Below are 14,344 nucleotides of genomic sequence, written 5' to 3' on the forward strand. Positions count from 1 at the left end.
ACGGATCGCGGGGGATGTCGGCCCGGACGGCTAGCCTTTCCGGGTGTCCGCGCGCCCCGCCCCCCACCTCACCGACCCCGAGCAGCTCAAGGAGCTCCTCGGCATCCCGTTCACCCCCGAGCAGCTGGACTGCATCACCGCCCCGCCCGCCCCGCAGGTCATCGTGGCCGGCGCCGGGTCCGGCAAGACCACGGTCATGGCCGCCCGGGTGGTGTGGCTGGTCGGCACCGGGACGGTCGCGCCCTCCCAGGTCCTCGGCCTGACCTTCACCAACAAGGCCGCCGGCGAGCTCGCCGAGCGCGTACGGGCGGCCCTCGCGCAGGCCGGCATCACCGACCCCGACCCCTCCCCGGCGGACACGGCCGGCACCGCCCACGGCTCGGGCTCCGGCTTCGGCCTCGGCGCCGATGCCGACGCCGCGGCCGGCGGCGAGCCCCGCATCTCCACCTACCACGCCTTCGCCGGCCAGCTCCTGAAGGACCACGGCCTGCGCATCGGCCTGGAGCCCAGCGCCCGGCTGCTCGCCGACGCCACCCGCTTCCAGCTCGCCGCCCGCGTGCTCCGCGAGGCCCCCGGCCCGTATCCGGCGCTCACCAAGTCCGTCCCCGACCTGGTCAGCGAGCTGCTCGCGCTCGACGCGGAGCTGTCCGAGCACCTGGTCACCCCCGAGCGGCTGCGCGCGTACGACACCGCGCTGCTCGACGAACTCGCCGGCACCCGCCTCGGCAACGAGGAACTGCGCAAGATCCCCGAAGCGGTCCGCGGCCGCCTGGAGCTGCTGGAGCTGACCGAGCGCTACCGGTCCGCCAAGCGCTCCCGCGACCTGCTCGACTTCAGCGACCAGATAGCCCTGTGCGCGGAGCTCGCCACCACCCGGCCCGAGGTGGGGGCGCTGCTGCGCGAGGAGTTCCGCGTGGTCCTCCTCGACGAGTACCAGGACACCTCCGTCGCCCAGCGGCTGCTGCTGTCCGGGCTGTTCGGCGGGGGCACCGGGCACGCCGTCACCGCCGTCGGCGACCCCTGCCAGGCGATCTACGGCTGGCGCGGCGCGTCCGTGGCCAACCTCGACGACTTCCCCGAGCACTTCCCGTACGCCGACGGCAGCCCCGCCACCCGGTTCTCCCTCAGCGAGAACCGGCGCAGCGGCGGCCGCCTCCTCGACCTCGCCAACGGCCTCGCGGCCCCGCTGCGCGCCATGCACGAGGGCGTCGAGGCCCTGCGCCCCGCGCCCGGGGAGGAGCAGGCGGGCTCCGTCCGCTGCGCCCTGCTGCCCACGCACGCCGAGGAGCTCGACTGGCTCGGCGACTCGGTCGCGCACCTGGTGCGGACGGGGACCGAGCCCCGGCAGATCGCCGTGCTGTGCCGGGGCGCGGCGGACTTCGCGCAGATCCAGGCGGCGCTGGTGGCCCGGGACGTGCCGGTCGAGGTGGTCGGCCTCTCCGGACTGCTGCACCTGCCCGAGGTCGCCGACCTGATCGCGGTCTGCGAGGTGCTCCAGGACCCGGGCGCCAACGCCTCCCTCGTCCGCCTCCTCATCGGGCCGCGCTGGCGCATCGGCGCCCGCGACCTGGCCCTGCTGGGCCGGCGCGCGCGGCAACTGGTGGGGCGCGCGCAGGGCGGCGACACGGACCCGGAGGGGCGGCTGGCCGCCGCCGTGGAGGGCGTGGACCCGGCCGAGATCATCTCCCTGGCCGACGCCCTGGAGACCTTCCTGGACGGCACGGGAGCCGAGGCGCCCGGCTCCGCCGGTTCATCTGTGGACGACCTGCCGTTCTCGGCGGCCGCCCGCGTCCGCTTCGCGCACCTCGCCCAAGAGCTGCGCGACCTGCGGCGCTCCCTCGCCGACCCGCTGATGGACGTCCTGCACCGGGTGCTGGCCGCGACCGGCCTCGACGTGGAGCTGTCGGCGTCCCCGCACGCCCTGGCCGCGCGCCGCCGCGAGACCCTCTCGTCGTTCCTCGACGTGGCCGCCGGCTTCGCCTCCCTCGACGGCGAGGCGTCCCTGCTCGCCTTCCTGGCCTTCCTGCGGACCGCCGTCCAGTACGAGAAGGGCCTCGACCACGCCCTGCCGGGCGGCGAGAACACGGTCAAGGTGCTCACCGCCCACAAGTCCAAGGGGCTGGAATGGGACGTCGTGGTCGTCCCCGACCTGTGCGCGGGCGCGTTCCCGAAGCAGAAGCCGCCGGAGGCCTGGACCTCGTACGCGAAGGTCCTGCCGTACGCGCTGCGCGGCGACGCGCCCACCCTGCCGGCCGATCCCGAGTGGACCTCGGCGGGCATGAAGTCCTTCAAGGCCGCCCTGAAGGAGCACAAGGAGGTGGAGGAGCTCCGCCTCGGCTACGTGACTTTCACCCGCCCGCGCTCGCTGCTCCTGGCCTCCGCCCACTGGTGGGGCCCGACGCAGAAGAAGCGGCGCGGGCCGTCGCCGTTCCTCCGGGCGCTGTACGAGCACTGCGCCGCGGGCCACGGCGAGATCGAAGCCTGGGCCGAGGAGCCGGCCGAGGACGAGGAGAACCCGGCCCTGGCCGCCGAGTCCGCCGCGGAGCACTCCTGGCCCCTGCCCCTGGACCCGCAGTCACTGGCCCTGCGCCGCGCGGCGGCGGCCCTGGTGGAATCCCACCTGGCAACCCCGAACCCCACCCCCGCGCCCTGGCCGGACGAGCCCCCCGCCGACGCCCTGCGGCTCCCCGACGACCTGTGGCTGCCGGGTGACTTGTCGACGGATGCCGCCGGGCAGTCGGCTGACGGCCGGGCGGCCGACGACCTGTGGCTGCCGGGCGACCCGGCGGTCGGCCTCGGGCCGTCCGGCCCGGCTGCGGCCGGGGCCGGGGTCCGGGGCGGAGCCCCGGTTTCGGGAAGGGGCGGGGTGGGGGAGGAAACCGCCCCCGGCGACCCGCACCACGGCCCCGCGCTGCCCGCGCCCACCCCGCCCGGTGACGAGGCCGCGGCGACGGCCTGGGACGGCCCGGCCGACGACCTGTGGCTGCCCGGCGACGACGCGCCGGACGCCGAGGCCTGGGACGGGCCGACCGGGCCTGCCGGGCCCGAGGACGGGGCCGGACCGGGCGGGCCCGAAGCCGGACCGGGCGGGCCCGGGGACGGGGCGGGCGGCGGCCTCAGCGCCGAGGAGGCGCGGGCCATCGCCTCCTGGGACCGCGACCTCGACGCCCTGGAGGGCGAACTCCGCCGCACCCGCGAGGCCGTCCGCGACATCGAGCTGCCGCCCGCGCTGTCCGCGAGCCAACTCCTCCGCCTGGCCGCGGACGAGCAGGCCTTCGCCCGCGACCTGGCCCGCCCGATGCCCCGCCCGCCGGCCCCGGCGGCCCGCCGCGGCACCCGTTTCCATGCCTGGGTGGAGTCCCGTTTCGACGAGCTCCCGCTCCCGTTCCTCGACGTCCTCGACCCGGAGGGGGGCTGGGACGGCCTGCCCGGCTCCGGCTCCGACCAGGAGGTCGCCGACGAGGCCGACCTCACCGTCCTCAAGGAGTCCTTCGAGCGCAGCGAGTACGCGGAGCGCACCCCGTACCGCCTGGAGGTCCCGGTCCAGCTGACCCTGGCCGGCCGGGTGATCCGCGGCCGGATCGACGCGGTCTACCGCAACCCCCGGGGCAGCCGGTACGCGTACGAGATCGTCGACTGGAAGACCGGCCGCTCCACCGAGGCCGATCCCCTCCAGCTCGCGATCTACCGCCTCGCCTGGTCGGAGACGGCCGGTACTCCCCTGCGCCGGGTCGGGGCGGCCTTCCTCCACGTCCGCAGCGGCCGTGTGATCCGGCCCCGCCGCCTTCCCGGCCGGGCCACCATTGAGCGGATCCTCCAAGGCAGATCGGGCCGGGCCGGTGGCCGTCGGGCAGACAGATAGGCTCGTGGCATGAGCGAAACCCCGGCGGACAACGTCGTCCGCACGTACATCGACACCCATCGCGCCGCCTTCCTCGACGACCTCGCCGAGTGGCTCCGCATCCCTTCGGTGTCGGCCCAGCCCGAGCACGCGGGTGACGTACGACGCAGCGCCGAGTGGCTCGCCGCGCAGCTCACGAAGACCGGCTTCCCGGTCGCCGAGGTCTGGGAGACGGACGGCGCGCCCGCCGTCTTCGCCGAGTGGCCCGCCGACGACCCCGGGGCCCCGACCGTCCTCGTGTACGGGCACCACGACGTGCAGCCCGCCGCGCTCGCCGACGGCTGGCACACCGAGCCGTTCGAGCCGGTCGTCAAGGACGGCCGGATGTACGCGCGGGGCGCCGCCGACGACAAGGGCCAGGTGTTCTTCCACACCCTCGGCGTACGGGCCCACCTGGCCGCGACCGGCGCCGACGCCCCCGCCGTCCACCTGAAGCTGCTGGTCGAGGGCGAGGAGGAGTCGGGCTCCCCGCATTTCCGGGCCCTGGTCGAGCGGGAGGCGCACCGCCTCGCCGCCGACGTGGTGATCGTCTCCGACACCGGCATGTGGTCCGAGACCACCCCGACCGTCTGCACCGGCATGCGCGGCGTCGCCGACTGCGAGATCGACCTGCACGGGCCCGACCAGGACATCCACTCCGGCGCGTTCGGCGGGGCCGTGCCCAATCCGGCCACCGTCGCCGCCCGCCTGGTCGCGGCGCTGCACGACGCCGACGAGCGGGTCACCGTCCCCGGCTTCTACGACAACATCGCCGAGCTGACGGACGAGGAGCGGGCGCTGATCGCCGAGCTGCCGTTCGACGAGGCCGAGTGGCTGGGCAACGCCAAGTCGCACGCGACGGCGGGCGAGAAGGGCTACTCCACCCTGGAGCGGGTCTGGGCCCGCCCGACCGCCGAGGTCAACGGCATCGGCGGCGGCTACCAGGGCCCGGGCGGCAAGACCATCGTGCCCGCCTCCGCGCACCTGAAGCTGTCGTTCCGCCTGGTGTCCGGGCAGGACCCGTACGAGGTCGAGGCCGCCGTCCGGGACTGGGTCGCGGCCCGCGTCCCCGACGGGATCCGCCACTCCATCGTGTTCGGCGCCCCGACCCGGCCCTGCCTGACCCCGCTGGACCACCCGGCGCTGCAGTCCGTCGTACGGGCCATGGGCCGCGCCTTCGGGCAGAAGGTCCGCTTCACCCGCGAGGGCGGCTCCGGGCCGGCGGCCGACCTCCAGGACGTCCTGGGCGCTCCCGTGCTGTTCCTCGGCATCTCGGTGCCGTCGGACGGCTGGCACGCCCCGAACGAGAAGGTCGAGCTGGACCTGCTCGTCAAGGGCGTCGAGACGGCCGCCTACCTCTGGGGCGACCTGGCCGCCCACTGGAAGCCCGCGGGCACGGGCACGGGCGCCGCCTGACCCGCCGCGGCGCGGCCGCGCCCCGCACCACGTACGCACCACGAGTCACGAGTCACCGAGCCTGCCCGTCCACGCCACCGGGGGAGTTGGAAGTACCTGTGAGCACGTATACCGAGCACCCGATCTCGCTGGCCGCGCCCAGCGGAATCGACCGCGCCGCGCACCACCGCCTCGACGAGCCCTGGCTCGCCGCCGCCTGGAGCCACCCCACGACCCGCGTCTTCGTGGTCTCCGGCGGCCAGGTCCTGATCGACGACACCCCCGACGGCGGCACCGGGATCGTGATGACCCCGGCCTTCGAGGCCCCGCTCACGGAGACCCACCGCTACTTCCTCGGCACCGACGAGGACGGCATACGGTACTTCGCGCTGCAGAAGGACGCCCTGCCGGGCCGCATGGACCAGTCGGCCCGCCCGGCCGGCCTCCGCGAGGCCGGGATGCTGCTGTCCCCGCGCGACGCCGGGCTCATGGTGCACGCGGTGGCCCTGGAGAACTGGCAGCGGATGCACCGCTTCTGCTCCCGCTGCGGCGAGCGCACGGTGGTCGCGGCGGCCGGCCACGTCCGCCGCTGCCCGGGCTGCGGCGCCGAGCACTACCCGCGCACCGACCCCGCCGTGATCATGCTGGTCACCGACGACCAGGACCGGGCGCTGCTGGGCCGCCAGGTGCACTGGCCGGAGGGCCGCTTCTCGACGCTGGCCGGGTTCGTCGAGCCGGGCGAGTCCATCGAGCAGGCGGTGGTCCGCGAGGTCTGGGAGGAGGCGGGCGTCCGCGTCGGCGAGGTCGAGTACACCGCCAGCCAGCCCTGGCCGTTCCCGTCCAGCCTGATGCTCGGCTTCACGGCCCGGGCCGTGACCTCCGAGATCAACGTCGACGGCGAGGAGATCGAGGAGGCCCGCTGGTTCTCCCGCGAGGAGCTGCGCCGCGCCTTCGAGACGGGCGAGGTGCTGCCCCCGTCGGGGATCTCCATCGCGGCCCGGCTCGTCGAGCGCTGGTACGGCGAGCCCCTGCCGCGCCCGGTCGCGTAGCCCCCGGCACTGCCGCCCGCGGCACTGCCCGGGGCCGGCGCAGGACAGGCGAAAGGCCCCCGCCTCGGCGGGGGCCTTTCCGCGCACACGTCCGGCCCGCGGATCCCGGCCTGCGGGTCCCGGCCCGAGGGTCCGGATCAGACGGCGAGGGCCTGCTGCACCTGGGCCAGGCTCGGGTTCGTCATGACCGACTCGGTGCCCGCCGGGGACACCACCAGCACGGTCGGAACGGTCTGGTTCCCGCCGTTCGCCTTCTCGACGAACGCCGCGGACTCCGGGTCCAGCTCGATGTTGATCTCGTTGTACGCGATGCCTTCCCGGTCCAGCTGGGTCTTCAGCCGGCGGCAGTAGCCGCACCAGGTCGTGCTGTACATCGTGACGGAACCCGTGTCCTGCATGCTGCGCTCCTTCGTGGGGTGGATGGTCCGGAGTACTCGAACGTACGGGACCCCGCAGCCATTCCCGCACCCGTCGCACGACGCATACGTCAAGTACGACCAGTGTGACCGGGGCCACCACCCTGTGGACGGATGTCCCGCCTGCAGGTCCGGACCTGGCAGCATGGCGGGGTGACAGCAGCAACGCCCTTCCCGTCCTTCCCCACCGGCGCAGACGACCCGGCCGGCTCGGCCGACGCGGTGCTCCTGGGCCTGGACCCGGAGCAGCGCGAGGTCGCCACGACCCTGCGCGGACCGGTGTGCGTGCTGGCCGGCGCCGGAACCGGCAAGACCCGGGCGATCACCCACCGCATCGCCTACGGCGTCCGGTCCGGGCAGCTCATGCCCGCCAGCGTGCTGGCCGTCACCTTCACCAACCGCGCCGCCGGCGAGATGCGCGGCCGGCTGCGCGCCCTGGGCGCGGGCGGGGTCCAGGCCCGGACGTTCCACTCCGCCGCCCTGCGCCAGCTCCAGTACTTCTGGCCCCGGGCCGTCGGCGGCGACCTGCCCCGGCTCGTCGAGCGCAAGGTCCAGCTGGTCGCCGACGCGGGCACCCGCTGCGGCGTCCGCCTCGACCGCAGCCAGCTGCGCGACGTCACCGGCGAGATCGAATGGGCGAAGGTCACCCAGACCGTCCCCGCCGACTATCCGGCGGCCGCCCTCAAGGCGGGCCGAGACGCCCCCCGCGACATGGCCGAGATCGCCCAGCTGTACGGGGCGTACGAGCAGCTCAAGCGCGACCGCAGCATGATCGACTTCGAGGACGTGCTGCTGCTGACCGTCGGCATCCTCCAGGACCGCCACGACATCGCCGAGCAGATCCGCCGCCAGTACCAGCACTTCGTCGTGGACGAGTACCAGGACGTCAGCCCGCTCCAGCAGCGGCTGCTGGAGCTGTGGCTCGGCGACCGCGACAGCCTCTGCGTCGTCGGCGACGCCAGCCAGACGATCTACTCGTTCACCGGGGCCACCCCGGACCACCTGCTGGACTTCCGCATCCGCTACCCGCAGGCCACTGTCGTCAAGCTGGTTCGCGACTACCGCTCCACCCCCCAGGTGGTCCACCTCGCCAACGGGCTCCTCGCCCAGGCCGGCGGCCGGGCCGCCGCCCACCGCCTGGAGCTGGTCTCCCAGCGCGAGCCCGGCCCCGACCCGGTCTACGCCGCGTTCGCCGACGAGCCGGCCGAGGCCGAGGGCGTCGCCGCCCGGATCCGGAAGCTGATCGACGCGGGCGTCCCGGCCGGCGAGATCGCCGTGTTGTTCCGCATCAACGCCCAGTCCGAGGTCTACGAACAGGCCCTCGCCGACGCCGGCGTCCCGTACCGGCTGCGCGGCGCCGAGCGGTTCTTCGAGCGGGCCGAGGTGCAGAGGGCGCTCCTCGCCCTGCGCGGCGCCGCCCGCTCCGCGGGCAACGACCCGCTGCTCGACGACGTCGTCGGGCTAGGCGCCCAGGTCCGCGCCGTGCTCAGCGCCACCGGCTGGACCGCCGAGCCGCCCGCCGGCTCCGGGGCCGCCCGCGAGCAGTGGGAGTCGCTGGCCGCGCTGGTCCGGCTCGCCGAGGACTTCGCCCGGGCCCGCGGCGGGGCCACCCTCGCCGACCTGGCGGTCGAGCTGGAGGAGCGCCGGGCCGCCCAGCACGCGCCGACCGTCCAGGGCGTCACCCTCGCCTCGCTGCACGCGGCGAAGGGCCTGGAGTGGGACGCCGTGTTCCTGGTCGGCCTCACGGACGGCATGGTCCCGATCACGTACGCGAAGACCGACGACCAGATCGAGGAGGAGCGGCGGCTCCTCTACGTCGGCGTCACCCGTGCACGGCTGCACCTGACCCTCTCCTGGGCCCTCTCGCGCTCTCCGGGCGGCCGCGCCTCCCGTGAGCCCAGCCGCTTCCTGAACGGGCTCAGGCCGGGCTCCGGGGCCCTCGCGGCCTGGGTCGGCTCCCCGGCCGAGCGGGAGGTGGCCGAGCGGGAGACCCGCCGCCGCACCCCCCGCGGCTCCGCGCGGTGCCGGGTCTGCGGCAGAACGCTGACCGCGGCCGGCGAGCTCAAGCTGATGCGCTGTGAGGACTGCCCGTCCGACATGGACGAGGGCCTCTACGGGCGGCTGTGGGAGTGGCGGGAGATACAGGCCCGGGCGCAGAGAGTGCCCGCGTACTGCGTCTTCACGGACAAGACGCTGGTGGCGATCGCCGAGGCCGCGCCCGCCGGGTCAGGCGAGCTCGCGGTCATCCCCGGCGTGCGCGGCCGGAAGCTCGATCGGTACGGAGCCGAGGTCCTGGCCATCTGCGCAGGTCAGGCGCCTGACGCGGCGGGCGGGGCCGACGCGTAGAAACTCGTCGGAAAAATAGTTTGCACATGCCCAGCTGATCCCCATAGGTTCTTAGCAACGGAAACGGTGGCTTCTGACGAAGCTTCGGATCCGTGCTGTACTTATCCGAATACGCATGGGACAGGCCCCCGGGCCCGTCCCCGAGACGCCGAGAGGAGGCGAGACCAGTGACCAGCACCATCACCACCATCAAGATGACCGATCGCTCGGTCGCCGCTTCCTGCACGCTCGGCTCCTCCTCGCTCCTCCCGCTCATGGGCACCGGTCTGTCCGCGATTTCCGCCGACAACCGCGCCCTGCTGGCCGCCGCGCCCGTCGCGCCGGCCGCGAGCGAGCGGAATGAGCGACCGACCCAGGCACCGGTGGCAGAACTGGCAGAAGCCCAGGCTCACGCCTACGGATTCGCCTTTGCGGCCGGTGCCGGATCCAAGACGAAGCAGACGAAGCAGCAGCAGCACCACCTGATGTGGGCCTTCCGTGGGCTCGAACCCTGGAGTGATCCAGCCTGATCCAGCGATCAGGCCGGCGCCTTCAGGGCCGCGGAACCCCACCCGGGATCCGCGGCCCTTCTGTTTGTCCCCGAACGGGGACGACGGCGAGAAGGAGCCTCGGGACTGGCAAGACCAGGTACCAGCCGCCCCCGGCCGAACCCGGCCGGAACGACTAACCGAACAAGACGAGGAAGAACACACCGTGCAACTCGAAGAGCACGCCCCGTCCGTACCGCAGACCCAGACGATCTCCCCGCCCGCAGTCCCGGAGGACTCCACCTTGACTCCCCTCACCGCGCTCACCGCGCTCGACGACGCCATCGAGAACCTCGGCGTACCGGTCGCCTGCCGCACCTACGACCCCGAGGTCTTCTTCGCCGAGTCCCCGGCCGACGTCGAGTACGCGAAGTCCCTGTGCCGCACCTGCCCGCTGGTCGAGGCCTGCCTCGCCGGTGCGCTCGAGCGCCGCGAGCCCTGGGGTGTCTGGGGCGGCGAGCTCTTCGTCCAGGGCGTGGTCGTCGCCCGCAAGCGTCCCCGTGGCCGCCCGCGCAAGAACCCGGTTGCCTCGGCATGAACGCCATCGGAACCATCGACCGCCCCCTGACGCACGACCCCCTGAAACAGGCCCCCATGACCGCCCACACAACGAGCGAGAAGCCGCACGGCTCCGCCACCGCAGACTTCATCACCACCGGCGCGATCACCTCGCGTCAGAACAGGACCCGCGAAATGCAACTCATCCCAGAAGCCCTGGCCCGTGCGCATATGGACGAGCGCATGCGCGAGGCCGACGCCGAGCGTCGCGCCCTGCGCCTGGTCGCCGCCCGCCGCATGCAGCGGCGTGCCGAGCGCGTCTCCCTGCGCGCCCGCCGTGCACTGGCCATGGCCGTCATGCACTGAGACCAGCCCGCCCGCGCCGCCACCCGGCGGCGCGGGCAGCACACCGGGGGGACCGGTCCGAACGGACCGGTCCCCCCGGTGCGTTGCGGACCGCCCCGCGCCCCCGGCGGGGATATCGTCGGGAGGTGGCCCAGCCGACTCCCCCTCCCGACCCGTCGGAACCCGAGGCCCAGCCCGTCGTCTGCGCGCGCTGCGGCACACGGTCCCCGAACGGCCCCCCGCCCACCTGGACCTGCTCGGTGGAGAACGGGACCAGACAGTACTTCTGCGTGGACTGCGCGCGGGAGAACCTCCGGGCGATCGAGGGCCGCCTCGACTCGTCCTGGTGGTGACCCCGACCCCGACCGCGCCCGCTCCCGGCAGCCCCCGCTCCCCGGCCTCCGCCGGCCTTACTCCGGCGGCGCGAACCCCGGCAGCCAGGCCTCCAGTTCGCCCCGCAGCCGCACCGTCGCACCCAGCTGGCACAGCACCCCGATGGTGCTCAGCGTCACCCGGTGGATCAGCAGGTACGCCGGCGGCAGATTGATCTGCCGCCCCAACTGGTGGGCGGGGGAGCGGGGATCGGCCAGCCGGGCCGCCTGGCCGCGCAGCCACGACCGGGTGAAGGTGAACTCCTCCGCCTCGATGGGTTCGATGATGGGCTTCAGATAGTCCAGCACCGCGCGCGGGTCCAGCTCGATGGACTCCTTCACGAACCCCTCGGCAGACAGGTGCCCGTACATGCCCTCGGCATCGTCCTCCAGCGTCATCCGCAGCGAGGTGCCGATGGCCTTGGGCCAGCCCCCGGGCAGCCGGTCGACCGTGCCGAAGTCCAGCACGCCCAGGCGTATCCGGCCTTCCGGCCCCGTCAGCAGACGGAAGTTGCCCGGATGCGGATCCGCGTGCAGCAGCCCCGTGCGCGCCGGCCCCGTGAACAGGAACCGGGCCAGCAACTGTCCCGCACGGTCCCGCTCTTCCTGTGTGCCGTCGGCTATCACCTCCGACAGCGGCGTCCCGTCCAGCCACTCGGTGACCAGCACCTGGTCGCCCTGGTGCACCACGTCCGGCACCACCACGTCCGGATCGTCCCCGAACGCATCCGCATGGGTGCGCTGCGCCTCGGCCTCCAGCTCGTAGTCCAGCTCCTCCACGACCCGGTCGCGCATCTCCTGGATCAGCGGCTTGAGCTCCATGCCCGGGACCAGCGGCCCCAGCAGCCCGGCGAACCGGCTCAGTTGCCGCAGGTCCGACACCAGGGCCTCGCCGGCCCCCGGGTACTGCACCTTGACCGCCACCTGCCGGCCGTCGTGCCACACCGCCTTGTGCACCTGCCCGATCGAGGCAGCCGCCGCCGGCTTGTCCTCGAACTCCTCGAACAGGTCCCGCCAGTCGTCCCCCAGACGCTCCGCCAGCACCTGGTGCACCGTCTGAGCGGGCAGCGGCGGAGCCGCCTCCTGAAGCTTGGTCAGCGCCGCCCGGTACGGGCCGGCGAACTCCTCGGGAAGGGCCGACTCGAAGACGGAGAGCGCCTGCCCGAGCTTCATGGCACCGCCCTTCAGCTCACCGAGCGTGCGGAACAGCTGCTCGGCGGTGCGCTGCTGGATCTCACGCGCCACGATCTCCGCCGACTTGCCCCCGATCCGCTTCCCCAGCCCCCAGGTGGCCCGACCCGCGATGCCCAGCGGCAACGCGGCCAGTTTGACGGTACGGGTGACCGCCTTCCGGGGAAGATCAGACATGCGCCCCTCCAATTCCCAGACAGCCGTGGCGCAAGCGGCGGTTCAGGGGTGCCCTCCCCGTGCCTGCGGCCTCCACGCATCCTGCCATGGCCCTTCCGCGCCCTCCGGCGCGCATCGCCCCACCCTGTCCGAGACCCGAACCGGCCCGTCTCATTCCCGCACCTCCTCCTCCGCCGCCAGCGTGGCCGCCGCGCACGGGCAGCCCGGGTGCGGCCGGATCCCGGTGCGCTCCCAGTGCAGCCCGGGCAGGGCGGCCTCCCAGCGGGACGCGGTGGACGCCGGCAGCTCCCCGTCGACGAAGGACAGCGCGTGCGCCGCGGCCAGCCCGGCCACCGCCGTGGACAGGCCCAGATCACAGGCCGCGGCGGCCCGTCTGCGGTGCGCCGAGCGCCACTGGACCAGCATCCGCGGCCAGGCCGGGTCCCGCTCGATCCGGTCCCGCTCCATGCAGCCCGCACAGGCCGTGGCCCCCGGCAGCACCAGCGGCCCGACGATCCCGGTGCCCTCCAGCACCCCCGCGTACAGGTGCGGGACGCCGCCCGCGATCCAGTCGGCCGCGAGCGCGGGATCCGGCGCCCAGGCGGCCAGGCCGTCCCGCGGCGCGACCACCACCAGGGCCGGGCCGGTCTCCGGGCCCTCCCGCTCCGCCGCCCGCGGTGCCCGCCCCGGGGCCGACGCGCGCACCAGCCCCGCAGCGGCCTCCGAGCGCAGCCGGCCCACGCTGTCGGGCCCGAGCCCGCCCGGCGCCACATCCGCGGGCTCCACCCGGCCTCCGTCGAGCACTTCCACCCGGCCCACGCCGGCCCCGGCCAGGACCGCGGCGATCTGCGCGCCCACCCGGCCGCTGCCGCGCACCCGGACCCGTATCGCCCGACGCGCCGCCACGCCCCGCAGGTCCCCGCCGGGTTCGCGGTGCACCAGGGAGAGCGAGCCCAGGTCGGGCCCCAGCCGCTCCAGCGTCTCCGGCCGCTTGCGTACCGCCTGGGCCCGGGGCCCGCCCGCCGTGGCGTCGTCGAGCAGCCCGGCCGCGGCCAGCCGCCGGACCAGCCCGTCCACCTGCCCGTCCGGTAGCCCCATGGCCGCGCCCTCCGTGCGCAGCAGGTCCATGCCGCGGGTCCCGTCGATCCGGTCGATGAGCGCCCCCGTCGCCGTGTCGACCGGGCCGAGCACCACCGCATGCGCCGGCGTCACCCCGAACTGGACCGTCTGCAGATCCCGCCACGCCCGGGCCAGCGCGGGCTTCACCTTCGGATACACGGCCTTCCCCCTCCTCCTCGTCGGCGCACCGCCTGCGCGGACCGCCCTCGGTTTCCCGCCCCCGGTTCCCCGGCGCCGGATTCCCGCCGTCGGTTTCCCGTCCTCGCAACAGTGCCCGCCCGTCGCATCCGGCGCGCGAGTTTGTCCACAGGCACGACCTATTGGGCATATGAGATGGAGAAGGGTGGTACATGTGGGACCCGCTGCGAATGGATCAGGTCCGAACCGCGGAGCGGGGCTCCCCCGCCCGCGCCGAACGGGTACGGTCGTGGGCGTGTCCGCCGACCCCACGCAGCGCGCCGTCGAAGTCCGCCGGAGCGCGCGCCGCCGCAGGACCGTGTCCGCCTACCGCGAGGGCGACCGCACGGTCGTGCTCATCCCTGCCCGCATGTCCGAGGCCGAGGAGCAGCGCTGGGTGGGCGTCATGCTCGACAGGCTGGCCGCACGGGACACCCGGCGCACCCTCGGGGACGCGGAACTCGGCGAGCGCGCCGCCCGTTTGTCCGAGCAGTACCTCGGCGCCCGCGCCCGCCCCCGCTCGGTCCGCTGGGTCACCAACCAGAACACCCGCTGGGGCTCGTGCACCCCGGCCGAGGGCAGCATCCGGCTCTCGCACCGCATCCAGGGGATGCCCGAGTACGTGGTCGACTACGTGCTGCTGCACGAGCTGGCCCACCTCCTGGTGGCCGGCCACGGCCCGCGCTTCTGGGCACTGCTGGAGGCCTACCCGCGCACCGAGCGGGCCCGCGGCTACCTGGAGGGCGTGGCTGCGGCCGACCGCCTGCCCAAGGTCCCCGAGCCCCGCGGCGACTGACACCTGCGGGCCGCCGGCATCCGCGCGCCGGGCCCGCGGGGACCGGGCGCCGTGTACCGGGTCGGTACCGACTTGTAC

12 protein-coding genes are annotated in these 14,344 nt (G+C 74.5%); 9 read left to right on the forward strand and 3 right to left on the reverse strand.

The features are described 5' to 3' along the window. The first annotated feature begins 43 nt into the window (after positions 1-43). From ACIQUT_RS24230 to nudC, 3 genes are all read left to right on the forward strand, one after another. Positions 44-3,862, forward strand: a complete 3,819-nt coding sequence (locus ACIQUT_RS24230; RefSeq protein WP_403565566.1) for an ATP-dependent DNA helicase — start codon at positions 44-46, stop codon at positions 3,860-3,862. 9 nt (positions 3,863-3,871) lie between these two features. Next, complete coding sequence (locus ACIQUT_RS24235; protein WP_403565568.1) at positions 3,872-5,296, forward strand: dipeptidase; 1,425 nt, start codon at positions 3,872-3,874, stop codon at positions 5,294-5,296. Between the two features lie 86 nt (positions 5,297-5,382). Next, on the forward strand, positions 5,383-6,324 hold the full coding sequence (gene nudC / locus ACIQUT_RS24240) for an NAD(+) diphosphatase (protein WP_403565570.1): 942 nt from the start codon (positions 5,383-5,385) through the stop codon (positions 6,322-6,324). A gap of 137 nt (positions 6,325-6,461) precedes the next feature. Here the strand turns inward: nudC and ACIQUT_RS24245 are convergent, their stop codons facing one another. Next, positions 6,462-6,722: a mycoredoxin gene (locus ACIQUT_RS24245; protein ID WP_361908712.1), complete on the reverse strand. Its 261-nt coding sequence runs from the start codon at positions 6,720-6,722 to the stop codon at positions 6,462-6,464. A 132-nt stretch (positions 6,723-6,854) separates the two neighbouring features. Between ACIQUT_RS24245 and ACIQUT_RS24250 the strand changes: the two genes are divergently transcribed. The 5 genes from ACIQUT_RS24250 (at position 6,855) to ACIQUT_RS24270 (ending at position 10,809) form a co-directional block, all read left to right on the forward strand. After that, positions 6,855-9,086: an ATP-dependent DNA helicase UvrD2 gene (locus tag ACIQUT_RS24250; RefSeq protein WP_403565572.1), complete on the forward strand. Its 2,232-nt coding sequence runs from the start codon at positions 6,855-6,857 to the stop codon at positions 9,084-9,086. 167 nt (positions 9,087-9,253) lie between these two features. Beyond that, positions 9,254-9,595 (forward strand): hypothetical protein, encoded by a 342-nt coding sequence (locus tag ACIQUT_RS24255; RefSeq protein ID WP_403565574.1) that lies wholly within the window; start codon positions 9,254-9,256, stop codon positions 9,593-9,595. A 184-nt stretch (positions 9,596-9,779) separates the two neighbouring features. Continuing rightward, positions 9,780-10,151: a WhiB family transcriptional regulator gene (locus ACIQUT_RS24260; RefSeq protein WP_179176816.1), complete on the forward strand. Its 372-nt coding sequence runs from the start codon at positions 9,780-9,782 to the stop codon at positions 10,149-10,151. Next, positions 10,148-10,477, forward strand: a complete 330-nt coding sequence (locus ACIQUT_RS24265) for a hypothetical protein (protein ID WP_403565576.1) — start codon at positions 10,148-10,150, stop codon at positions 10,475-10,477. Before ACIQUT_RS24260 ends, ACIQUT_RS24265 begins: the two co-directional genes overlap by 4 nt. Positions 10,478-10,602: 125 nt before the next feature. Next, complete coding sequence (locus ACIQUT_RS24270) at positions 10,603-10,809, forward strand: hypothetical protein (RefSeq protein ID WP_179176814.1); 207 nt, start codon at positions 10,603-10,605, stop codon at positions 10,807-10,809. A 57-nt stretch (positions 10,810-10,866) separates the two neighbouring features. Here ACIQUT_RS24270 and ACIQUT_RS24275 read toward each other — a convergent pair whose 3' ends face one another. Then, positions 10,867-12,195, reverse strand: a complete 1,329-nt coding sequence (locus tag ACIQUT_RS24275; RefSeq protein ID WP_403565578.1) for an ABC1 kinase family protein — start codon at positions 12,193-12,195, stop codon at positions 10,867-10,869. 150 nt (positions 12,196-12,345) lie between these two features. Next, positions 12,346-13,452 carry a ThiF family adenylyltransferase gene (locus ACIQUT_RS24280; protein ID WP_403565579.1) on the reverse strand — a complete coding sequence of 369 codons (1,107 nt, stop codon included), beginning with the start codon at positions 13,450-13,452 and terminating at the stop codon, positions 12,346-12,348. Positions 13,453-13,621: 169 nt separating this feature from the next. Here ACIQUT_RS24280 and ACIQUT_RS24285 point away from each other — a divergent pair, with 169 nt between their 5' ends. Then, the gene (locus tag ACIQUT_RS24285; RefSeq protein ID WP_403565581.1) at positions 13,622-14,266 is read left to right on the forward strand and encodes a M48 family metallopeptidase; all 645 of its coding nucleotides are present in this window, start codon (positions 13,622-13,624) and stop codon (positions 14,264-14,266) included. Positions 14,267-14,344: the final 78 nt, after the last annotated feature.

Source organism: Streptomyces sp. NPDC090445, from assembly GCF_044769385.1.
Lineage (GTDB): Bacteria > Actinomycetota > Actinomycetes > Streptomycetales > Streptomycetaceae > Streptomyces.